30 protein-coding genes are annotated in these 19791 nt (G+C 41.4%); 24 read left to right on the top strand and 6 right to left on the bottom strand.

The genetic code is table 11. The annotated features are described in order from the left end of the window. Positions 1-126: 126 nt before the first annotated feature. The 5 genes from QZY09_RS20600 to QZY09_RS20620 all read left to right on the top strand — a co-directional run bounded on the left by QZY09_RS20600 (position 127) and on the right by QZY09_RS20620 (position 4246). Positions 127-483, top strand: coding sequence for a hypothetical protein (locus QZY09_RS20600; RefSeq protein WP_295675559.1), 357 nt, complete (start codon positions 127-129; stop codon positions 481-483). A gap of 923 nt (positions 484-1406) precedes the next feature. Next, entirely contained in the window at positions 1407-2816 is a 1410-nt protein-coding gene (gene rlmD, locus QZY09_RS20605; protein ID WP_295675561.1) for a 23S rRNA (uracil(1939)-C(5))-methyltransferase RlmD, read from the top strand. A 126-nt stretch (positions 2817-2942) separates the two neighbouring features. Next, positions 2943-3338 carry a hypothetical protein gene (locus tag QZY09_RS20610; RefSeq protein ID WP_295675563.1) on the top strand — a complete coding sequence of 132 codons (396 nt, stop codon included), beginning with the start codon at positions 2943-2945 and terminating at the stop codon, positions 3336-3338. Between the two features lie 129 nt (positions 3339-3467). After that, positions 3468-3977: a phosphoribosyltransferase family protein gene (locus QZY09_RS20615; RefSeq protein ID WP_295675565.1), complete on the top strand. Its 510-nt coding sequence runs from the start codon at positions 3468-3470 to the stop codon at positions 3975-3977. A gap of 32 nt (positions 3978-4009) precedes the next feature. Then, positions 4010-4246: a hypothetical protein gene (locus tag QZY09_RS20620; protein ID WP_295675567.1), complete on the top strand. Its 237-nt coding sequence runs from the start codon at positions 4010-4012 to the stop codon at positions 4244-4246. Positions 4247-4530: 284 nt separating this feature from the next. On the opposite strand, the gene QZY09_RS20625 is transcribed toward QZY09_RS20620, so the two are convergent. From QZY09_RS20625 to QZY09_RS20635, 3 genes are all read right to left on the bottom strand, one after another. Next, positions 4531-5070 (bottom strand): shikimate kinase, encoded by a 540-nt coding sequence (locus QZY09_RS20625; protein WP_295675569.1) that lies wholly within the window; start codon positions 5068-5070, stop codon positions 4531-4533. Positions 5071-5136: 66 nt separating this feature from the next. Beyond that, positions 5137-6195 (bottom strand): ABC transporter permease, encoded by a 1059-nt coding sequence (locus QZY09_RS20630; protein WP_295675571.1) that lies wholly within the window; start codon positions 6193-6195, stop codon positions 5137-5139. A gap of 3 nt (positions 6196-6198) precedes the next feature. Next, positions 6199-7362, bottom strand: coding sequence for a BT_3928 family protein (locus tag QZY09_RS20635; RefSeq protein WP_295675573.1), 1164 nt, complete (start codon positions 7360-7362; stop codon positions 6199-6201). 148 nt (positions 7363-7510) lie between these two features. On the opposite strand from QZY09_RS20635, the gene folP reads away from it, so the two are divergent. After that, entirely contained in the window at positions 7511-8365 is an 855-nt protein-coding gene (gene folP / locus QZY09_RS20640; protein ID WP_295675575.1) for a dihydropteroate synthase, read from the top strand. A 3-nt stretch (positions 8366-8368) separates the two neighbouring features. Here folP and QZY09_RS20645 read toward each other — a convergent pair whose 3' ends face one another. From QZY09_RS20645 to QZY09_RS20655, 3 genes are all read right to left on the bottom strand, one after another. Further along, positions 8369-8770, bottom strand: a complete 402-nt coding sequence (locus tag QZY09_RS20645; RefSeq protein ID WP_295675578.1) for a hypothetical protein — start codon at positions 8768-8770, stop codon at positions 8369-8371. Positions 8771-8803: 33 nt separating this feature from the next. Continuing rightward, positions 8804-9214 carry a hypothetical protein gene (locus QZY09_RS20650; RefSeq protein ID WP_295675580.1) on the bottom strand — a complete coding sequence of 137 codons (411 nt, stop codon included), beginning with the start codon at positions 9212-9214 and terminating at the stop codon, positions 8804-8806. Positions 9215-9602: 388 nt separating this feature from the next. Beyond that, positions 9603-10532: a helix-turn-helix domain-containing protein gene (locus QZY09_RS20655; RefSeq protein WP_295675582.1), complete on the bottom strand. Its 930-nt coding sequence runs from the start codon at positions 10530-10532 to the stop codon at positions 9603-9605. Between the two features lie 53 nt (positions 10533-10585). On the opposite strand from QZY09_RS20655, the gene QZY09_RS20660 reads away from it, so the two are divergent. The 18 genes from QZY09_RS20660 (at position 10586) to QZY09_RS20745 (ending at position 19667) form a co-directional block, all read left to right on the top strand. Then, a complete protein-coding gene (locus QZY09_RS20660) occupies positions 10586-10855 on the top strand; it encodes a hypothetical protein (RefSeq protein WP_295675584.1) in 270 nt (89 codons plus the stop codon). 16 nt (positions 10856-10871) lie between these two features. After that, positions 10872-11033, top strand: a complete 162-nt coding sequence (locus QZY09_RS20665) for a hypothetical protein (RefSeq protein ID WP_295675586.1) — start codon at positions 10872-10874, stop codon at positions 11031-11033. Between the two features lie 2 nt (positions 11034-11035). Next, positions 11036-11383, top strand: coding sequence for a hypothetical protein (locus tag QZY09_RS20670; protein WP_295675589.1), 348 nt, complete (start codon positions 11036-11038; stop codon positions 11381-11383). 60 nt (positions 11384-11443) lie between these two features. Then, positions 11444-13453, top strand: coding sequence for a hypothetical protein (locus QZY09_RS20675; RefSeq protein ID WP_295675591.1), 2010 nt, complete (start codon positions 11444-11446; stop codon positions 13451-13453). Between the two features lie 63 nt (positions 13454-13516). After that, on the top strand, positions 13517-14383 hold the full coding sequence (locus QZY09_RS20680; RefSeq protein WP_295675593.1) for an AAA family ATPase: 867 nt from the start codon (positions 13517-13519) through the stop codon (positions 14381-14383). After that, the gene (locus tag QZY09_RS20685) at positions 14380-14574 is read left to right on the top strand and encodes a hypothetical protein (RefSeq protein ID WP_295675595.1); all 195 of its coding nucleotides are present in this window, start codon (positions 14380-14382) and stop codon (positions 14572-14574) included. The genes QZY09_RS20680 and QZY09_RS20685 overlap by 4 nt, the downstream gene beginning before the upstream one ends. Further along, complete coding sequence (locus QZY09_RS20690) at positions 14561-14941, top strand: hypothetical protein (RefSeq protein ID WP_295675597.1); 381 nt, start codon at positions 14561-14563, stop codon at positions 14939-14941. The genes QZY09_RS20685 and QZY09_RS20690 overlap by 14 nt, the downstream gene beginning before the upstream one ends. After that, the gene (locus QZY09_RS20695; protein WP_295675599.1) at positions 14938-15237 is read left to right on the top strand and encodes a helix-turn-helix domain-containing protein; all 300 of its coding nucleotides are present in this window, start codon (positions 14938-14940) and stop codon (positions 15235-15237) included. Before QZY09_RS20690 ends, QZY09_RS20695 begins: the two co-directional genes overlap by 4 nt. Beyond that, the gene (locus QZY09_RS20700; protein WP_295675600.1) at positions 15234-15590 is read left to right on the top strand and encodes a hypothetical protein; all 357 of its coding nucleotides are present in this window, start codon (positions 15234-15236) and stop codon (positions 15588-15590) included. The genes QZY09_RS20695 and QZY09_RS20700 overlap by 4 nt, the downstream gene beginning before the upstream one ends. Continuing rightward, positions 15580-16233: a DUF3164 family protein gene (locus QZY09_RS20705; protein ID WP_295675603.1), complete on the top strand. Its 654-nt coding sequence runs from the start codon at positions 15580-15582 to the stop codon at positions 16231-16233. The genes QZY09_RS20700 and QZY09_RS20705 overlap by 11 nt, the downstream gene beginning before the upstream one ends. Then, positions 16233-16475 (top strand): hypothetical protein, encoded by a 243-nt coding sequence (locus QZY09_RS20710; protein ID WP_295675606.1) that lies wholly within the window; start codon positions 16233-16235, stop codon positions 16473-16475. The genes QZY09_RS20705 and QZY09_RS20710 overlap by 1 nt, the downstream gene beginning before the upstream one ends. 14 nt (positions 16476-16489) lie before the next feature. Next, positions 16490-16648, top strand: a complete 159-nt coding sequence (locus tag QZY09_RS20715; protein WP_295675608.1) for a hypothetical protein — start codon at positions 16490-16492, stop codon at positions 16646-16648. A 5-nt stretch (positions 16649-16653) separates the two neighbouring features. Then, a complete protein-coding gene (locus tag QZY09_RS20720) occupies positions 16654-16854 on the top strand; it encodes a hypothetical protein (RefSeq protein WP_295675610.1) in 201 nt (66 codons plus the stop codon). A 10-nt stretch (positions 16855-16864) separates the two neighbouring features. Continuing rightward, positions 16865-17191 (top strand): DUF4406 domain-containing protein, encoded by a 327-nt coding sequence (locus tag QZY09_RS20725; RefSeq protein ID WP_295675613.1) that lies wholly within the window; start codon positions 16865-16867, stop codon positions 17189-17191. A gap of 18 nt (positions 17192-17209) precedes the next feature. Further along, positions 17210-17704, top strand: coding sequence for a hypothetical protein (locus QZY09_RS20730; protein WP_295675615.1), 495 nt, complete (start codon positions 17210-17212; stop codon positions 17702-17704). Between the two features lie 5 nt (positions 17705-17709). Beyond that, entirely contained in the window at positions 17710-18075 is a 366-nt protein-coding gene (locus QZY09_RS20735) for a hypothetical protein (RefSeq protein WP_295675617.1), read from the top strand. A 22-nt stretch (positions 18076-18097) separates the two neighbouring features. Continuing rightward, the gene (locus QZY09_RS20740; protein WP_295675619.1) at positions 18098-18478 is read left to right on the top strand and encodes a hypothetical protein; all 381 of its coding nucleotides are present in this window, start codon (positions 18098-18100) and stop codon (positions 18476-18478) included. A gap of 214 nt (positions 18479-18692) precedes the next feature. Continuing rightward, positions 18693-19667, top strand: a complete 975-nt coding sequence (locus tag QZY09_RS20745) for an RNA-directed DNA polymerase (RefSeq protein WP_295675622.1) — start codon at positions 18693-18695, stop codon at positions 19665-19667. Positions 19668-19791 lie beyond the last annotated feature (124 nt).

Raw genomic sequence — 19791 nt, forward strand, 5'->3', positions numbered from 1 at the left:
AAAATATAATTTTGTATAATCCGTCTTTGTTCTACTTATGATACAGCCTCCTTAATTATGCATTTTTTTTTAAGTCCTCTCCTTTGGAGAGGATTTAGGTGAGGCCACTAAACAATTCAAAATTATATGAAAAACTACTTCACTATACTAATGATCCTGATCATCATCACTTCATTAAAACTCAGGAGCACCGGAAATTACAAATACGCCTTAAATGAGGACCGCAGCTTGTTTGTGGAAGTTTACCGATCGGGGCTAACCGGGAACATGACGTCAGAATATCTCACCGATTCTGCAAACTTCCGGATATGCCTGGGAACATATAACCGCAAACAGGCATCCATCCAATATAAACTTAACGGCGATCAAATCACCATAGAAAAACGGATGCACAGCGTAAGCCCGCTCACGGATACCCTTAAAACGGTTGAAAAGCAGACCTACAGCCTTAAAGAATTAATCACAAGGCGCAATTTCAATTAGGCAACAATTCAATTTAAAATTCCTCACCTTTTTATGACGCAAAAGAATACTAGTGTAATAAAATACAGCTTAAAAGTTTGGCTAACTGCCGTTGTTGTGGCCCCCTTACTTATTCTTTTAATTTTTTTCATCCTAAGCTATTCTTCCATAATACAATACACGGAAGCAATCCGTTCCGGATTATACATGTATCTGTTCTGTGTTGTGTTTGAATTAATATTTTCCTCTATTACATGGCTTATATTTACTATAGTTGTCGGGTTAGTTTTATCAATACGGTCAAGCGGAATTCAAAAAACATGGATCATTTTTGTCACTGCCGTATTACTAACCGTTGGTACTTGTGCTGCTATGCTGGTACCATTTGGGTTTCTTGAAAATAGTTCGGATCTGAGTTTTGCCGGTATAATAACAGGCTGCAATTGCAGCTGCATCGGCTTGGGCGTATGGTTTTATAAGTTAAAGCTACCGGGACCAGTTAGCTATCGCCAAAAGAAGTAATTATTTAACAAATATTTCACAATACCATTTTGGTTTTTGGTATATTTTTATCGTTATTTGCATTAATAAAAGCATTTACCTGATGAGCCGCGAATTAATTGAGTTTTCAGACATGATAGAGGAGCAGTTTGATATAGGCGAAATTGAAGAAATTGAACCGGATGATTTTTGGGCATCCATGGTGAATATGTTCATTTAGCGCTATATTTTTAACTTTCCGCCGCGTTGATCACGCCGTACGATCAACCGATGGCATTTTGCGCGCTCAAAATTCAACTTCCAGAATGCGGCGGTATGTGGGGACACATACCGCGTGGAGAAAACCGCCAAAACAAGCCAAAACTTCAGCACCCACAACAAAAAGCAACCTTTCAACTTTCCAACCTTACAACATTCCAACAAATAACTAACTTTGCGCGCTTATGAATCAGCTAGCAAAACAGCGTTTTTTTGAAGACATTACAATCATTGACATCGCCGAAGAAGGCAAGGGCGTTGCCAAATCAGACGATTTTGTAATATTTGTAGATAAGGGCGTACCGGGCGATATCGCCGACGTGGAAGTTTACCGCCGCAAAAAAAACTTTGGCGAGGGCAAAATTACCAAGCTAAAAAAACCATCAGAGTACCGCACAGAAGCATTTTGCGAGCATTTTGGCACCTGTGGCGGCTGTAAATGGCAGCATATGACCTATGCAGCACAACTAAAATTCAAGCAAAAGTCAGTCGCTGATGCTTTAACCCGAATTGCAAAAATTGAGGTGGATGGCATTATGCCTATAGTGCCCTCCCCTGCCGATAAATATTACCGCAATAAGTTAGAGTATACCTTCAGCAACAAACGCTGGCTGAACGATGGCGAAAACCGTACAGACGATGTGTTAAATATGAACGCCCTTGGTTTCCATATCCCCGGACGATTTGATAAGATCCTTGACATCAATCATTGCTGGTTGCAGGCAGAACCCTCAAACACATTACGAAACAGCATCCGTGAATTTGTGCTGCAACACGGCTATACCTTTTATGACCTGAAAGCGCACAGCGGCGCATTGCGGAACCTCATTATCCGTACTTCATCGACTGGAGAAACCATGGTAATTGTGGTTTTTGCTTATGCTGACGAAGATGAGGTTAACAAACTGATGGCCTATATCGATAACGGATTTCCTGCAATAACATCCCTGTTGTATATCATCAACCAGAAAAAGAACGATACCATTTTCGATCAGGACGTGATCGCCTATAAAGGGCCTGAATTTATTTATGAAGAAATGGAGGGTATCAAATTCCGTATCGGGCCAAAGTCCTTTTATCAAACCAACTCTATTCAAGCCTTAAAACTTTACGGGATCACGCGCGATTTTGCAGGATTTAAGGGCGATGAGCTTGTTTACGACCTGTATACAGGCGCAGGTACCATCGCCAATTTTATTGCCAGGAGTGTAAAGGAAGTGGTGGGTATTGAATATGTGCCTTCGGCGATTGAAGATGCAAAGATCAATTCGGCCATCAACAATATCAATAATACCAAATTTTTTGCCGGCGATATGAAAGATGTACTGGCGGCCGATTTTGTAGCCGAACATGGCAAACCGGATGTAATTATTACAGATCCGCCGCGTGCAGGCATGCACCCGGACGTAGTAAACCGGCTGATGGAAATTGAAGGTGAAAAAATTATATACGTAAGCTGCAATGCCGCCACCCAGGCCCGCGACCTGCTGGTATTAAAGGAGAAATACGATACGGTTAAAATACAGCCGGTAGATATGTTCCCGCATACGCAGCATGTGGAGAATGTTATTTTACTTGTGTTAAGGCGTTCATAGTTGATGGTTCATAGTTCATAGCAAAAGTCGATAGTAGTACAGACCATAGCAAAAATTAAAAATCGGTGTAATCATAATTCATCATCGGTGCAATCAAAAAAATAGAATCGGAATAATCACAAAAAAATGGAACCGGAAGAACTTTTAAACGAAAACAGGAATAGCGAAGATCCGAAAAAGGATAGTCCGCTATTGAGTTTGGAGCGTGACCTTAAATTTTTTCATGAGTCTGTACGCGAGGTAGCTATAGAGATCATGGTTGAAGGATTATCCAACTACCCCATATTTATTGCCCATCAGCACGAATTGAGTTTAGGCGAACTGATACTTGACCGCCACGATCTGAATACAGAATGGAGCATCCATGCGTCCACGCTGGAAGAGTTTGTGGAAAAAGGTGTGATTAAGGAAATTTTAAAGGCCCGCTTTATCCAATCCTACAAAAACCCTAATGATTTTATGTGCGTTTTTGTAGTGGTGCCTGAGGGGGCAAACTTTATTTATTACCCGTACCCTAAATAATTTGTTGCAACGTTGTAATGTTGTAAGGTTGAAACGTTAATTTTACCTTTGCAAAGGCAAATCGAACTGAACTTTACAACATTCCAACCTTGCAACATTTCAACAAAACAAGCAACATTCCAACAAAAAATGCCAGATAAACAACTCCTGATATTAAACAGCCAGCAGATCCAGCAAAAGATTGACCGGATAGCCTACCAGATACTGGAAGATAATTTTGATGAAGATGAAATTCTGATCGCGGGTATATTACCCGGCGGCAATAAAATTGCTGAAAGATTAAAAGCAATTTTAGACAAGATCGCGCCATTCCAAATCCGGCTGCTTACCATTAAATTAGACAAATTCAGCCCTTTTTTAAAGGCAGACATCAATTTTGACGTGCAGGACTGCAGCAATAAAGTAGTTATTTTGGTTGACGATGTTTTAAACAGCGGTAAAGCGCTTGCTTATGGCTTTGGCATTTTCAGGGATGTACCGCTAAAAAAATTCCGTACGGCAGTATTGATCGACCGTAACCACAAAAAATTCCCCATCACCACTGATTTTGCCGGGATTGCGCTATCTACCGTTTTAAAAGAACATGTTGAGGTAGTTTTGGATGAAGAAGGTGAAGAGGATGGGGCTTATTTGAGGTAAAATTATTAAAATTTGTTATAAAACTCAGATTTATGTCAATAGCAGAAATAAAAGAAACCAAATCAAAACTTATTGCATGGATTGAACAGCTTTCAGAATCAAACATGCTCACTGTTTTGGATAGCTTAAGAAGTTCAGAACAAGAGGGCGATTGGTGGGATAATTTACCGGATTGGCAAAAACGGCATATAAATGAAGGAATAGAAGACGAGGAAAATGGTCGTGTTATTTCATCAGAAGAGTTTTGGAAAAACTTAAAAAATGGATGAAAATCCACTTTTTACTATTCAGCATACCAAACGGGCTAATGCTGATGCTATCACAATAAAAACTACCTTTTATATAAATTTACACAAAGAGAAGTTGACCGCTTTTATCATTTATTGAGCACATTTGAAAGCGCGACGAAACCTTTTCCTGAACTCTATCCCCTTGTTAACAACAGCAAGAAAATTCGACTAGCTGTTTTAAGCAAACAATTGTCTGTATTTTATAGAGTTTCAAAAAAGCCGAATTTCCATTAACGCCATTTAGGACAACCGCATGGATCCTTCTAAATGGCCCTGATTCTTAATGTTTCCTCCACCTTTTCCGCCGTCAAACTCAACCCATCAGCAACAATTCTAGCCTGGCTATAAAAGGGCTCCCGTTCTGCCAATTTATCAGCGATAAAAGTAACCAGCGCTTCGCCGTTGTGCTGGCGTAACAAAGGGCGTTCTTCTTTTTCATTTTCGAGCCTGGTAACTAATGTTTTGGGCGAAAGTTTAATGTAGATGGTTTTACCATGCGCATTCATCCAGTCCATATTATCAAAAAAACAGGGCAAGCCGCCGCCTGTTGAAACTATCGCATGTTCAGGATAATTGGTTTGCTTTAACACTTGTGATTCCAGTTTGCGGAACGCTTCTTCACCATGTTTGGCAAAATATTCGGCAATAGTCATCCCCTCCTGTGCTTCCAGGATATGGTCGAGGTCCATAAACTCATACCCCAGCCTGTTTGCCAGTTTACGGCCTAAAGTGGTTTTGCCACACCCCATAAAACCAACCAGGAATATGATACCCAGCCCATCTTTTATTTTGTTTTCAGACACGTCAAATTCAAATTACAAATTACCATATTACTTTCCTGCCATAAACTTTGAACGATCAACTACGAACTAAGACAGCTTCACCCTCGGGTCAACCCAAACATAAATAATATCCACCAAAATATTGATGACCACAAAAATAAAGGCGATAAATAGAATGGAACCCATTACCACCGGAAAATCGGACATTTCCAAAGCGTCGACCGTTGTTTTACCAAGGCCATTGTAGCCAAAAACATACTCCACAAAAAAGGAACCTGCCAGCAACGAAGCAAACCAGTTGGCGATAGCAGTAATAACAGGGTTCAGGGCATTTTTTAACGCGTGGCGATAAACTATCGCGTTTTCACTTAAGCCTTTCGCTCTGGCGGTACGGATATAGTCCTTACCCAGCTCATCCAGCATGGCATTCCGGGTGAGCTGCACAATGATGGCCAAAGGCCTTAAGCCCAACGTTACCATCGGCAAAACCAGGTTGCGCCAGCTGATCACTTCGCCTTTAAACGGATCATAGGTATATAAACTCCCAGACATGTTTAAGCCGGTGTATTTTGATAGTTCGAAGCCAAAGATCCAGGCGATAATGATGCCGGCAAAAAACGACGGCGCAGAAACACCCAGCGTTGAAATCCCGATAGCCAGCCTATCGATCCACGTATTTTGATGTACCGCGCTCAAAACGCCAAAAAAAACACCGATAATTATGGCAAATATCATGGCCGTAGTAGCCAGCACCAGCGTGTTGGGTATTACTTCAATCAATAGTTTTGCAACTTCCTTATGGGTTTGATAGGAACGACGTAAATAGGGCCATTTGATTGCCAATACCCGTTCGGATGAAATTGGGAACAATTTTACATAATGATATTGCTGCTGTTCTTGTTTGGTGTTTAGGTGAAAGCCAATTGGTGAAAGATCGTTCAGGTAGTAAAGAAATTGTACCGGGATTGGTTTATCCAAACCAAATTCTTTGCGAACGGCTTGTAAGGATTGCACATCCGCCCGCTGCCCCTGCGTCATGCGCGCCGGGTCAACCGGTAAAATATTGAACAGGAAAAAAACCACTACCACAATGCCCAGCATTACTGCCGAGCCATAAAAAAACTTGCGGATGAGGTAGCGGATCATAGTTTATTTCTGAAAATAATCTTTTACCAGCACATCATAATTAGGCATGGAATGGTAATGCCATTTATTGATGATCGTTCCATTTTTCAATAAAAATATACCGGGGTTAGCCCGAACCATCGTTTTTAAGGGCACTTCATCAGTATAAAATATCTCGAAAGCCAGGTGGTGCTGTTTACTGAATGCCTCTGCATATTGCGCGGAGTTTGAGGTAAGCATAACGGTACGTGTGTGGTAATCATTTTGCAGGTTGATGGCTGCCGCATTTAACCGCGCCAGTGCGTCTGCATCTGTATGGCGCAGATCATAGGCTACAATTACGATGTTGAGGAAAGGATTGGTTAACAGTTCTTTGGTGTAGTCAGTGCCCTGAGCGTCGCTGATGGTGAGGTCCTGGATCTTTGGGCTAAAACCTTTTTTTACCAACCGGCTTTCGGGCGTGCCCACAACGGACCAGTCGTTATCTTTCCAGATATTGCTGCTCATGTATTCGGTGTTATTCATCACCTTCGTTGCGCCTGTTTTTTTATTTTTTAGCGTATAGGTTTGCTCATACTCATCAGGTTTGGCGCCAGGAGGGGTTTTCATTTCATCCGGAATATTGGCGCCAACTTTATAAGCCAGAAAATCGATCACCGGCAAAAAGTTATAGGTATAAACCCCCAGTCCTACAGCTAATACAGTTGCTGCGAGTAGCAATTTATTCCCGGTTTTAGCCGCGGTAAGAGGCTGTATCCTTCTCCGGTTTTTAAACAGGATAATGATCAGCAATAATAAAAACATATCCTTGCTGAAAGATTGCCATGGCGTTAACGGGATGGCATCCCCAAAACAACCGCAGGTTTGTACCACTTTAAAATAAGCTGAATAAAAAGTTAAAAATCCAAAGAAAATGGTCAGCAGCAACAAACCCCAGGCAACATTTGCTGAACGTGTGCCAATAAGCAGGCCAAAACCTAATACAATCTCCAGCGAGCAAAGTATAATGGCAATATAAAGTGAAAAAGGCGTAAAAAAAGTAAGGTGCAGTACATCAAAATATTCTTCCAGCTTGTAGGAAAAGCCAAGCGGATCATTAATTTTTACCAGGCCCGAGAAAATAAACAGCACGCCGACAAATATTCTGCATGCCCATATCCACCTTGGTGTTGTTTTTGTAGTAGTCATTTTGTTACGCGTTGTAAAGTTGCAAGGTTGGAAAATTGTAAAGTTTGGATTTTTTCAAATTGCAAAAAATGTAAAATCTCAATTAAAAAACTTTTGATTAAAAATAACATTGCAACTTTACAACATTACAACCTTTCAACAATTGCGAATGGCTAAAGATACATTTTTTCGGAAAAAGGACACGCTGAATGCCGGTGGCTATTTAATTGACCTAAGCAGCCCCAAAGTTATGGGGATCATCAACCTGACACCCGACTCTTTTTTTGCAGGAAGCCGGAAGCCCGGTATTGATGAAGCTGTGATACAGGCCAGCAAAATGCTGGGTGAAGGTGCAACCTTTTTAGACTTGGGAGCTTATTCTTCACGCCCCGGTGCAGTGGATATTTCCATCCAGGAAGAAACGGACAGGTTGCTACCTGTAGTTGAGGCCATAAGGAGTGAATACCCCGAAGCCATATTATCCATCGATACCTTTCGCTCCAAAGTTGCTGAGACCGCCATTAATGCAGGGGCGCATATCATTAATGACATTTCCGGCGGGCAATTGGATGAAGATATGTTTGCTACCGTAGCACGCTTACAAGTCCCTTATATTTTAATGCATATGAAGGGAACACCCCAAAATATGGTTCAAAAAACTGATTATGAAGACATATTCGCCGAAGTTTACGATTATTTCGCATCGAAGTGTTATCAATTAAAACAAATGGGGCTGCATGACGTGATCATTGATCCCGGTTTTGGATTTGCCAAAAAACAGGAACAAAGCTATGCACTGATGAGCCGGCTGGACGAATTTAACCGGCTGCAACTGCCCTTACTCGCAGGTGTATCCCGCAAAAGAATGATCCATCACTTGTTAGGCATTACTCCTGAAGAATCCCTTAACGGTACAACTGCATTAAATACCATCGCCCTTACCAAAGGCGCAAATATCCTTCGCGTTCATGATGTAAAGGAAGCGGTAGAGGCCGTAAAGATTTTCACAGCGTGTGAGCGATAAACTTCAATCCCCTATCTTTTGATAATCGGTTGTACTGATATCAGGGATCAAAGGTTTTAGGGTGAGGATATCGCCACTTAAAATGATCAGTGACCGGGCAGAAGAATCACTGTCAAAATAAATTTCGTCGTAAACGGTAGCCCCGTTTTTAAATGCGCCTGTACGGATATGGAAAACTCCTTTTGACACCAACACATTTTGATTAAAATGGCTGTATGTACTATCTCCGTTAAACTGCATAATATTTCCGTTACCAGGTTTATAGGTAGAATCGGGGGGAATAATAAACCCGCCGTAAGTTTTCCGCACCTCCCATTTACCAAATAAATAGGGCGATAATGGCTGGGGCTTTGTGCAGGACAGCAGGCAAATGGCAATTACTGCAACAAGTGTAAATACTTTCATCTCTTTTCTTAATTTGAATTTATGACTTATAATTTAATTCTGAATTTTTTGATAATCTGTCGTCGGGATATCCGGGAATAATGGCTTTAACGTCATCAGGTCGCCGTTTACCAATACCATGTAGTTGAAGGAGGTATCGTTGTCAAAATATAATCGCTCATCTTTCATGGCAAGCATTGACATCAGATTTATCCGGGTATGAAAAACACCTTTCAAAGAAAATTTATGCTGGACGTATTTAACGTACGTACTGTCGGCGTTCAATCGCACAATATTGCCGTTTCCCGGCTTATAGATCGAATCGGCTGGCAAAATATTCCCATTGTAAACACGGCGTACTTCCCAACTACCAAACAGGCCGCCGCTAAGAGGTACTGGGGTGTTCTTTTTTTTACAGGAAAATAGGAACAGTATAACAACCGCAACAAAAAAAGATGTTTTCATAACCAGGTTTTTTATTGATTACGATGAAAAAATGGAAAATGCGACAAGTAAGGGATAAAAATTCAGATCGCATAAATTGAGATCGTTTTCAGATAAGTTTATCCGATTACATCTTTATTAAAAGTTTTCGACTACCGTTTCCTATAAAGTCAGTTGTATTTTTATTATTTTTTATTTATGCGGACATATCTTGACAATTGTTGCTTTATGACGACGATAACTAAGGGGGTTAAATCCAAAGGGAACCAGTAAGAATATAAAAAAGTCCGTTTTTTGTACGATAGAGGCACTTTTTGAAAAAAAACAAAAAAACGACATGTTCCATTTGCTACCATTTTGATTCTATTTTAAAGATGATTTTAAAGGGTTTTAAAGCCTTATCTACCATTTAAGGTAAAAGATTGTTTGTCTTTAAAACGCGCATTACTTCGGTTAAATCTGCCTCGATGTTGTTGATGCGCTTGTTGATTTCGTTGGGTGACTTGAAGCTGGTTTTACCATGCCACACAGCGTACCATATTTCAATAATGTCTTCAGGATATATTTCAAAGTTCTGATAACTATTCCGGTTATCAAATGCATCGGACTTTGCAATGATGTATCCGTACTTATCTATTCTGTTTGACAGCCTTTTAACTACAATCCCATCCTTTTTAGTTACGACTATGTGTACGCGATCTTCGCGGACATACTCCAACTTTTCAACGTATTGACCTATTACCATTTCCTTGTTTTCGAGGGTTGGAAACATGCTGTCTCCAATAACTTCAAAGGCCCGGAATGTGCCGTTTTTTAATTGCGGAAAATTAAAAGCGGGCAGAGTTTCAAGATAAACCATGTCCTGGTATCCGTTTAAATAACCAGCGGCAGCGGGTATAGGAACAAACAAAATATTCTCGGTACCGTCTCGGTTAATGGTTACATATTTAGGACTAAAAAAAGGAGTTGGGGGGGCAGTTGGGGGGGCAGATTTTTCCATATTAGTTGCAGACATGCCATCCGCAGATAAAGGGGTATTTGCATTTACCCCCTCTTTTTGTATATCAATGCCATCATTGGCTATATGGGTATCTGCATGATTATTACTTTTTTTTATCATTTCACCCTCTCCGGTAAGTATCCACGTGGCATCAATAGGAAAGTTTCTTACAATATTCTGTAATGCCTTTGTGCCGGGATTGCTTCTTCCCTTTAATATTTCGGTGACCATAGACCGGCTAACGTCTAATTTTTTAGCGAAATCAGAGTCATTATCAATAAATTTTTCCCCTTTAAGGTAATTATAACTATCAATAAATCTTATCGTTAAGTCATCCATCGGGCTAAAGTTACAGAATATTGTACAATCTTTGTGAACGCAAAAGGACACAAATGACAACCAAATATAACGATATAAAAACCACTTGTACCAAAAAAGAAGTCTTTCCGGTACTGCCGCAACCTACAGCTATTGTACTTGCAGAGATAGTTGGCGTTAGTGAAAGCTACGCAAAAAAGGTGCGTACGGGTAACCGTAATGATAAAAGTGAGACTGCTGAACTTGTTAAGTACTGCAATGAATTGATAATTGGCGGACAGGAAGTACTTATAAAATCGGTACAAAAGACAATTGAAAAGTATAAAAACAATCCATCAAAATAATTTAACCCTCACAAAAATGAAAAATCTAATTAAAGAATTCAAAACCATACCTACAGGTATTGAACGCGGCCAACTAACCGCTAAACAGGCATTTGTAATACTGGTATTAACCGTAATTATCGTGCTTACTGCCGTGTATGTGATCGCTCCACTGATTATCAACCATAAAATTAAATAACAATGAAAATTACACCTTTTGAAAAAGCCTGCAATAAGTTAGGCATCAATCCAACTCTATTACCAGGCGTTGAAGGATTACCCGAAGTAACCGCAAAACAGATAATAGCAGGTTATAAACTGGGAATTATAGCGGATGCTACCGGGAAACGAGTAGACTTTACTACATCAACCATTAAATACACAGGCTGGATACAATGGGTTCCTTCGCTTCGCCGCTTTGTTTGCGCGGACACGGATTATACGTACACGTATACGGACCTCGGTGCCCGCTTTTGGTTTTCAGACCGGGACACGGCCACAAAATTTACACAGGAAAATATCGACCTGATTAACGATTTACACCTATAACATCCCTATTGGCAATCAACCCGGTTCGAGACCGGGAAGGGAGCATCCTAATTAAACGCAATGAAATACCACGATAAAAATACTTTATGCCTTGAACACGACGAGTATGTGGCATCCTTCGGTCTTGAAAATTATAAAAGTGATAAAAAGCGTGGTAACCTGATCGTAGTAAGCAGAGGCGGTAACGGTAGTGAAGCATTGATAGATTATGAAAGCTTGCCGGATGGCCGTAAGGCTGTCATCCTAAAAAAGTACGGCGACCCTTACAAATACATCTTAAAAAAGCCGCTTACAGAGTGGGTTGCCTTAAACAGAAACGAAAAAGCCTATCAATTTTATAATAAACATAGCATAGCCAATGGCCTTAACCTGCCCGAAGCATACCGGGATAAATACACCAAAGCGGTTACCTACATAGATGCTATTACCTTTTATACTACCGATAAAATGGCTTTAAAACGTGACTTTAATATTAACATGGCGGCGTTTTGGGGCATAGTTAGCGATGTAATAAAGGCAGAAAATATAGCGCTGCCAGCCAGCCCTAAAAAGCTACAGGCAAAAATAGTTGACTACAAGAAAAGCGGCTTTGAACTACTGATAGAGGCGTGGCGCTTTAATAATGACAACAGCAAAAAGGTAAAAGATCAAAAAGCCGAAGACACCCTGATGAAGCTGATTGAAATTGATAACAAGCATGCCGATGAAGTTATAGCAACAAGCTATAACCTATGGGCGCAGGAAAAAGGATATAAAACAATTTGCCCGGCCACTGTGGCCTACCGGCGCAGGAATAAAGATTATGAATTAATTATGGCAAGAGAAGGAAAAAATGCTGCTTACAATAAATACAACAAGCAGATTAAACAACGCCGGGCCAGCGCCCCGCTGATGCTGATAAACAGCGATGACAACGTACTGGATTTGTACTTTAAAGAGGTTACCCATACCAACGGCAAAAAGAAAACCAATAAGTATTACCGCCCGGTAATGTATGTGGTGATGGACACCTTTAACGACTATATTTTAGGCTACGCAGTTGGTGAAACAGTTACCATTGAACTTGTAAAAGAAGCCTACCGGAATGCCATGGCGCATGTGATTGAACTAACCGGGGCTCCTTTTTTATGGCATCAGATAAAGAGTGATAAATGGAGCATTGACCCGGCTTTAAAAGGCGACTTAGCTACCTTCTTTAAAATGGGCGGCGAAACGGTGTTTTTCCCGGCAGCTGTAGCACAATCAAAATATATTGAACGTGTATTTGGAAGGCCATTGCACCGTGTTTTAAAGGTATTTCCGAACTATAGCGGTGGTAACATTACCGCTAAGAGCCTTACCAGCCGCCCCAATGCTGACGCGTTACAAAAACGCAGCGCAGACTTCCCCGACAAAAAACACGCCCCGGCTGTGATTGAAATGGCTATAAATACGCTCCGCCATACCGTGCCTGACGGTGAATTGGAAACCCGCCAACAGCACTGGCTACGCACATTTAACGAAAGTGCCTGGTGTAAAGAGCGGGCGATTAGTACCGAAAGAAAACTTGAATTGCTGGGCGTTAAGCATAAGCCAAAAGAACCAGCAAGGCTACGCACCACGGGGCTTAACTTCCAACTGGATAAAGTTCAATACTGCTTTGATATACCCGCAACGCTTTTCCCGGAGCATAATAACAAACGCGTAGAGATCATCTACGACCCGGCAGATATGACACAGGTTTTGGTTACCGATGGCAAAGGCATCCGCTTTGTAGCTGACAGCTACGTTTACCAGCACAGCGCCATTGCTGACATGCAGCCAGGGGAAGGCCAATTGCTTCACCAACGTACTGAAGAAAGCCGGGCTATCACTAAAAAGCTTGAAAGCTATGTTACGAGCCGCGACGAAAGGTTGCAGCGCGAAAAGATAAACGCAGATAGCCTGATTATGGCCGGTGTGCTTACTAAGGCGATTAACCACAGGGCGCAAAAGGTAATTGGAGGCTATAACGGCCATACCGAAGATGCCGAATATGTGGCCATTGAAACGCCTGTAAAAAAAGAGTGGAGCATATACGACGAAATGTAAACAAAAAAGCCCCGCATTGAGGTTGCGGGGCCAGTAATTAACCATACACTAAAAAATAAGCAAATGATTGATCTGAACACAAAAGAACAAATTAAAGGGGAGTTAAACAAGCGTGTGATGCACATTGGCAGCGCGAAAAAGGCAGAGGTTGAACTTGGTATAAGTAATGCCACCATCAGCAACATGCTAAATGACAAGGCCTCGCTGATCAGCGATAACATGTGGCGTAAGATGGCATCCGCGTTGGGCTTAAAGCTTGACGAAAAATGGCAACATGCGGATACTGTCCCCTTTACCAAATTTTCAAATTATTTTAATGATGCCCGGTTGCATGCCAATGTATTTGGCATAGTTACTAACCCAGGCGGCGGTAAAACCTACACGCTTGACTATAACAGGGAAATGCATAAAAACGTGTTTTATGTGAAGTGTTTCCGCAGTACTACCGAACGGGATTTTTTAGCGGACATACTTAGAAGCATGCGCAAAATACCGCAAAGCTACCGCATAAGCGAATTGCTTAAAGAGGTAGTAAAAGAGGTTAGCAAAGCAGAAAGCCCCGTGATTATTGTTGACGAATTTGAAAAGGTAAAAACAGAGGTGTTTTTACTATCTATCGACCTATATAATGCACTGGAAGATAAATGCGGCCTTGTATTTATTGGCACACAAAACCTTAAAGCCCGGATTGAAACCGGCGTACAGCGCGGCACACTTGGATTTAACGAATTTTTAAGCCGTATAGGCGGTAAGGTGATTGAAATACCAGCCCCTACGCACACTGATGCCGCCTTGGTAATTAGCCGCAATGGTGTTAGCGACATGAAGGCTATTGACCTGATTATATCCAAAAGCGATAACGATAACCACGAAGTTGACCTGCGCAGGGTTAAAAGATTGATACACGCCCACAAACAAATAGCAGCATGAAAAGAGCATTTAAAGCCATTTTAAAGGGTCATGTACTATACTTTAAAGGCAAAAGGTATTTCGCTGATTACACCAACAATCCTGCTATAAAATACCGTTACCGGGTCATGTTCCCCGGTATACCGGAGTGTACAAATAGTGTATCTGACATGATAATTAACGAGATAAATAAGCGCAATGAGCCACATTAAAGAAACCGCGCGACAGCATGAAGTTACCCGGAGTAAAGTACTGGCCATGCTGCAAATGACAGAAGAAAGGTACGGCACTTTTGTAATGGAACAGGCATTAGCCTATTTGGAAAAGCAATTGGGCGCAAACGTAATGAGTGGCGAACTTAAACTAAACAGCCTGTTTTGGGCCTGGTGGCGTAACCACTGGCATGATGCTGATTTGGCCTTTATTGATGAAGCCGAAAGGCTTACCATTAAAGAACGCCAGCTATACTACGAAATAGCGCACGACCCGGAACGATTTGAATATACCCCGCAGCGGGCCATTTATTCGGATGCATTTAACACAATAAAAAGCAAACAACAATTACAAAAAACTACATGATAACAACCCCAACCAAAACCTGTGACCAACTTGCCTTTATGGCTTCTAAAGTATTGCTGATGCCGCTTGATAAAATACAAGATATGTCGAGTAACAGTCAACGGGCGGCAGAAAATAGATATATGATTTATTCAATTATGGAAACATCGGGCTACACTCATCAGCAAATTGCAGATTATTTTAAGATAAGCCGCGAAAGTGTTACCAAAGGCCTTTCAAAGCTTAAAGTATGGCTTGATGTATATCAGGACACTAAAAATAACTACCAACGGCTTACTATACTGGTTTTAAAATGACTTTAAAACTCTCCTATCAGCAAGCAGGTGCCCTTTTTGATCTGTTTAACGACATGGTGCTATTCGGTTATGTATACAGCTTTGAAGATAAGCTGGTATTGCGCCACATGATCAGTATTTACAAAAAGCTTAGAACAAAATGCGAAGGACCGCCGCGAAAAACTTACAGCATAACGATTAGCGATTGTGAGGCATTGGCATACCGGATTTACTGGCGCGATCACGACATAAGCCACTGCCAATTTGAATGGGCATTTATAGTTACCCACTGCATGCGGATAGATTTAGAGTTAAACAGCACACACGTACAAATTAACAATACATATAAATTATTAAACCAAAATGGATATTGAAAAATTAACACCCGAAGCTAAACGGGAACTATTTAAGCAACTGGAAGCCGAACAGCGCAACGAGCGTTTAAGTAAGCAAAAGGAAATTGATACCTATAAGGAAATGCAGGATTGTATGGTAGTAGAACTGTTACCCGCGCTTGTTGCCTTTGACGAAAAGCAAAAGGACATTGTGAAGGATACTATTAAAAATCTTAGCGCCCTGGTAACCTTAAAAACTGATTTGTTTAAGGTTAAAGATGGTGGACAGGACAGCCACACTTTTACAGATCGTGACGGCAACGGCTCCATTACCATTGGCTATAATGCTATCATAGGATTTGACGGGACTGAAACGGCTGGCGTACAGAAAGTGAAAGAGTATCTGTCAACATTGAGCGGGGATGACGAAAAGAGGCAGATACTGGCCGATTTGCTTAACACCTTTATGAAGCCTGACAGGAAGGGAAACCTAAACCCTACCCGCATAGCCGAACTGTGCAACAAAAAGGGCGAAATAGATAACCCACTATTTAGCGAAGGCATTGACACCATTGTTAACGCCCAATTTAAAACCCGTACCAGCATGTTTGTACGGGGCTGGAAATTAGTTAAGGCCGAAGGGGAGGCAGACACAAAAATTCACTTTAGCATATCTGCATAATGGCTTTAGGCAAAAAAAAACAGGCTCCAAAGGATAGAATCCTGATTGAGTTTTCGGGGGAGAGAACAGAAGTTAAAATGGATAAAGGCATCAATGCTAATGCCGCCATCAAGACGCTCGAAAATATAATTCACTCCCTTACCAAATCTTTTACAGAAAAGGTTAAAGCAGCTGGCTTAGTAGAGCCAGGGGAAGCGCAACAAAATTTCATCACCGCTCAAACTTTGGGCGACCTACTTTAAAGGAGGTTTAAACCATGAAGATTACAAAAAAACAGATTAAAGCCGCTGCGGTAAAATACAGCAAAAAACAGCTTGGCAAACTGTTCGCGGATAATCCGGATGTGGTAGGCTCAATTGTGGAGGACTTTATAGCCGGTGCCGAATGGATGCAACTAAAACAATCTTTAAGCTAAAAAACATGAAAACATTAAAACTACTATTCTACGCGGGTATAATTATGGCACTATGTTCCCTGCAATCATTATGCGTAAAGGACAAAGAAAGGGATGCTTTGCAAAACAAAGGTTACAACCATTCGGAATTGCCAAACGACATCAACAAGCTTGATACAATGGTTTACCCCGTTACCCCCGGAACTCCGGCTGACCCGGAAAATTAATAAAAACACAATGACACAATCAAACAAAATTAAACTCCTTATGGAATTGAGCAATACGCTGGCGCGGACTAAAAAGCACGTCATTTTTGTTGCCGGGCCAATTGCAGACGAAAAACGCAAACCGATAGAAGCCAAACTAAGGGCCGATGGATGGCATATTTTAAGCGCTGCTGACTTTATGCCAGGCATTGATAAGGTTGATGAAATGCGGGTAGTTATGACGCTCATTGCCGTGGCTGACACTATTTATATGCCGGTTGAATGGGATGAGTGCGAAATGAGCCACCGCCAATGGTGTTATGCTGTTAAAGCAGGGTTGAATGCAGTTTACGAATAACAATTTAATTTTCACATAATGGATACAATTACAATCGACAAAAAGAACGCCTTAAAAGCCCACAAAGAGGCTGACGGCCCATTAAAGAAAGCCCTTGCCACAGTGTTTGGGCTTACATGGAGAAATCCTATTGAGGCTTTTAAAAGCTATGAGGAAGTATGCGAAGCTGCCGGAATTAACCCGATTAAGTCGCTGCCGTTCCCAACACCTACCACAAAAAAGCAGGTATCATGTAATGGCCTGTTTAAACTCGAAACAATTTTTGACGAGTTTAACCGCGATGAAAATGGCGATATATGGGAGCCTAATTACGAGGATAAGTCAGAAGAAAAGCACTATCCATGGCATGAATATGTTCCTTCGCTTCGCCGCTTTGTTTACTCGCGCACGGATTATTCGCACACGTATACGGCCCTCGGTGCCCGCCTTGCAACGAACACGGCCCCTAAAGCTATTGCGATAGGCAAAAATTTTAACAAGGAATGGAACGAATTTTTAAACCCTCAAATTTAATAACAATGAAAAAAACACCTTTTGAAATCGCCTGTAAAAAAATGGGCATCAATCCAACTCTATTGCCGGGCGTTGAAGGACTGCCGGAAGTAACAGCAAAGCGGCAGATAGCTGATTATAAACTTGACATTATTGCAGATGCTACCGGCAAACGTGTTGAAGAATTAAGCGGCAGTAATCTTAAATACACCGGATGGTTAGAATATGTTCCTTCGCTTCGCCGCTTTGTTTGCACGCGCACGGATTTTACGAGCACGACTACGGGCCTCGGTGCCCGCTTTTGGTTCTCTGACCGGAACACGGCCACAAAATTTACACAGGAAAATATCGACCTGATTAACGGCCTGATGGCACCAAAAATAACAGCTTAATTATTCACACTCAAATTTTAACATGATGAAAAAATACGTTCCAAATTTCAAAGAAGCATGCGCTATAACAGGCGATGACCACAACAAATTGCCTGATGTAAGCTGGATGCCGGAGGCCAGGGCTAAATCAGTGTTGGCACACTACCAGCTTGACGTTATTGCCACTGCGCAAAACAAAGGTTGCATGCCTGATGGAAGCGACTTTGTGCCGGACTTTAGCAAAGTAAGCCAACGTAAGCACTTCCCGGTTATTTGGTACAATCCTTCGCTTCGCCGCTTTGTTTACACGGACACGCTTTGTGCGTACTCGAATTCGTACCTCGGTGCCCGCTTTTACTTCCCGGATGACGAAACCGCCGCAGAAATGGGTAAACTACATATAGGGCTTTTAGCCGATCTGTAGTAAAGATACGGTTGTGTGCTGCTATGCTGTAGTTCCTTCGCTTCGCCGCTTTGTTTACACGAACACGAATTATACGAACACGAATACGAACCTCAGTGCCCACATTTGAAATTAATACCAGTAGCACAGACCATGGCATCAGTCCAAAAAAATACAAATAAAAAAAGGGCGTTGGTACCGAAAGGGAAAACGACCTAATAAAACAAAGGCTAAAATGAAACGCAAAGGGAATATTTACCCGCTTATTTACGATATGGATAACCTTCGCTTAGCTGATATGGCTGCGCGAAAGAATAAGCTTAAATCACATGGGGTTAAACTTTTCGACAAAAACCCCGAAGGTAATTTGCTTTTGCTGCAAGATATGCTCATCAATAAAACCTATCAAACAGGCGCCTATAGAACGTTTATTATAAAGGAGCCAAAAGAAAGGGAAATTTCAGCATTAGACTATTTCCCACACCGGGTTTTGCATCACGCAATTATGCTTCAAATAGAAAATATTTTGGTGCCAAGCTTTACAGCTTTTACCTACAGTTGTATTAAAAGAAGGGGCATAAAAGCGGCATCTACCGCCTTGACAAAAGCTTTAAGAGATGTGCCAAATACGCAATACTGCCTGCAAATAGATGTAAAGAAGTTTTATCCAACGATTGACCATGATATATTAAAATCACTTATCAGGCGAAAGATAAAGGATAATGATCTGCTGGAATTATTAGACGGCATTATTGACAGCGCCCCCGGAGTACCAATTGGTAATTACCTAAGTCAATTTTTCGCCAACCTTTATTTAAGCGCTTTAGATCATTTACTAAAGGAGGGGCTGGGCGTAACTAATTGCTTTAGATATGCTGATGACATTGTAATTCTGGCTTCAAATAAACCCTTCCTGCAAAAGCTGCTTAGCCAAATAAAAGAATTTTTAAAAACTAAACTAAATCTAACCTTAAAACACAATTACCAGGTGTACCCCGTAGCTGAAAGGCATAAAGGGCGCGGCATTGACTTTTGCGGTGTTGTGCATTACCATACGCACAGGCGGTTACGCAAAACGATTAAACAGAACTATGCCAGAGAGGTTGCCGGGCGTAACAGGCCGCGAGTTGTCGCTGGCTATGGAGGATGGGTAAAGCTGTGCAACGGCGCTCACCTGGTGAAGAAAATACACCAATATGAACAATTTTAAAGACTTCGGAATAAAAAGAGAACAACCAAAAGGCTTTATAGGCAATAAGATAAAAACAGACAGGATACTCAATATTGAAATTACGGTGCATCGGTGTGAAATAAACGATAGTACAAAAGAGATA

The sequence above is a fragment of the uncultured Mucilaginibacter sp. genome (assembly GCF_903913935.1).
Taxonomy (GTDB): Bacteria; Bacteroidota; Bacteroidia; order Sphingobacteriales; family Sphingobacteriaceae; genus Mucilaginibacter.

What these genes read in the sequence shown, in the direction of transcription:
- QZY09_RS20660 (WP_295675584.1), top strand. Translation starts at nt 10,586, where the DNA reads ATGACAACCAAATATAACGATATAAAAACCACTTGTACCAAAAAAGAA.
- QZY09_RS20695 (WP_295675599.1), top strand. Translation starts at nt 14,938, where the DNA reads ATGATAACAACCCCAACCAAAACCTGTGACCAACTTGCCTTTATGGCT.
- QZY09_RS20620 (WP_295675567.1), top strand. Translation starts at nt 4,010, where the DNA reads ATGTCAATAGCAGAAATAAAAGAAACCAAATCAAAACTTATTGCATGG.
- QZY09_RS20665 (WP_295675586.1), top strand. Translation starts at nt 10,872, where the DNA reads ATGAAAAATCTAATTAAAGAATTCAAAACCATACCTACAGGTATTGAA.
- rlmD (WP_295675561.1), top strand. Translation starts at nt 1,407, where the DNA reads ATGAATCAGCTAGCAAAACAGCGTTTTTTTGAAGACATTACAATCATT.
- QZY09_RS20735 (WP_295675617.1), top strand. Translation starts at nt 17,710, where the DNA reads ATGAAAAAAACACCTTTTGAAATCGCCTGTAAAAAAATGGGCATCAAT.
- QZY09_RS20675 (WP_295675591.1), top strand. Translation starts at nt 11,444, where the DNA reads ATGAAATACCACGATAAAAATACTTTATGCCTTGAACACGACGAGTAT.
- QZY09_RS20690 (WP_295675597.1), top strand. Translation starts at nt 14,561, where the DNA reads ATGAGCCACATTAAAGAAACCGCGCGACAGCATGAAGTTACCCGGAGT.
- QZY09_RS20610 (WP_295675563.1), top strand. Translation starts at nt 2,943, where the DNA reads ATGGAACCGGAAGAACTTTTAAACGAAAACAGGAATAGCGAAGATCCG.
- QZY09_RS20720 (WP_295675610.1), top strand. Translation starts at nt 16,654, where the DNA reads ATGAAAACATTAAAACTACTATTCTACGCGGGTATAATTATGGCACTA.
- QZY09_RS20635 (WP_295675573.1), bottom strand. Translation starts at nt 7,362, where the DNA reads ATGACTACTACAAAAACAACACCAAGGTGGATATGGGCATGCAGAATA.
- QZY09_RS20600 (WP_295675559.1), top strand. Translation starts at nt 127, where the DNA reads ATGAAAAACTACTTCACTATACTAATGATCCTGATCATCATCACTTCA.
- QZY09_RS20650 (WP_295675580.1), bottom strand. Translation starts at nt 9,214, where the DNA reads ATGAAAACATCTTTTTTTGTTGCGGTTGTTATACTGTTCCTATTTTCC.
- folP (WP_295675575.1), top strand. Translation starts at nt 7,511, where the DNA reads ATGGCTAAAGATACATTTTTTCGGAAAAAGGACACGCTGAATGCCGGT.
- QZY09_RS20705 (WP_295675603.1), top strand. Translation starts at nt 15,580, where the DNA reads ATGGATATTGAAAAATTAACACCCGAAGCTAAACGGGAACTATTTAAG.
- QZY09_RS20655 (WP_295675582.1), bottom strand. Translation starts at nt 10,532, where the DNA reads ATGGATGACTTAACGATAAGATTTATTGATAGTTATAATTACCTTAAA.
- QZY09_RS20730 (WP_295675615.1), top strand. Translation starts at nt 17,210, where the DNA reads ATGGATACAATTACAATCGACAAAAAGAACGCCTTAAAAGCCCACAAA.
- QZY09_RS20680 (WP_295675593.1), top strand. Translation starts at nt 13,517, where the DNA reads ATGATTGATCTGAACACAAAAGAACAAATTAAAGGGGAGTTAAACAAG.
- QZY09_RS20685 (WP_295675595.1), top strand. Translation starts at nt 14,380, where the DNA reads ATGAAAAGAGCATTTAAAGCCATTTTAAAGGGTCATGTACTATACTTT.
- QZY09_RS20645 (WP_295675578.1), bottom strand. Translation starts at nt 8,770, where the DNA reads ATGAAAGTATTTACACTTGTTGCAGTAATTGCCATTTGCCTGCTGTCC.
- QZY09_RS20630 (WP_295675571.1), bottom strand. Translation starts at nt 6,195, where the DNA reads ATGATCCGCTACCTCATCCGCAAGTTTTTTTATGGCTCGGCAGTAATG.
- QZY09_RS20725 (WP_295675613.1), top strand. Translation starts at nt 16,865, where the DNA reads ATGACACAATCAAACAAAATTAAACTCCTTATGGAATTGAGCAATACG.
- QZY09_RS20715 (WP_295675608.1), top strand. Translation starts at nt 16,490, where the DNA reads ATGAAGATTACAAAAAAACAGATTAAAGCCGCTGCGGTAAAATACAGC.
- QZY09_RS20740 (WP_295675619.1), top strand. Translation starts at nt 18,098, where the DNA reads ATGATGAAAAAATACGTTCCAAATTTCAAAGAAGCATGCGCTATAACA.
- QZY09_RS20700 (WP_295675600.1), top strand. Translation starts at nt 15,234, where the DNA reads ATGACTTTAAAACTCTCCTATCAGCAAGCAGGTGCCCTTTTTGATCTG.
- QZY09_RS20745 (WP_295675622.1), top strand. Translation starts at nt 18,693, where the DNA reads ATGAAACGCAAAGGGAATATTTACCCGCTTATTTACGATATGGATAAC.
- QZY09_RS20710 (WP_295675606.1), top strand. Translation starts at nt 16,233, where the DNA reads ATGGCTTTAGGCAAAAAAAAACAGGCTCCAAAGGATAGAATCCTGATT.
- QZY09_RS20615 (WP_295675565.1), top strand. Translation starts at nt 3,468, where the DNA reads ATGCCAGATAAACAACTCCTGATATTAAACAGCCAGCAGATCCAGCAA.
- QZY09_RS20670 (WP_295675589.1), top strand. Translation starts at nt 11,036, where the DNA reads ATGAAAATTACACCTTTTGAAAAAGCCTGCAATAAGTTAGGCATCAAT.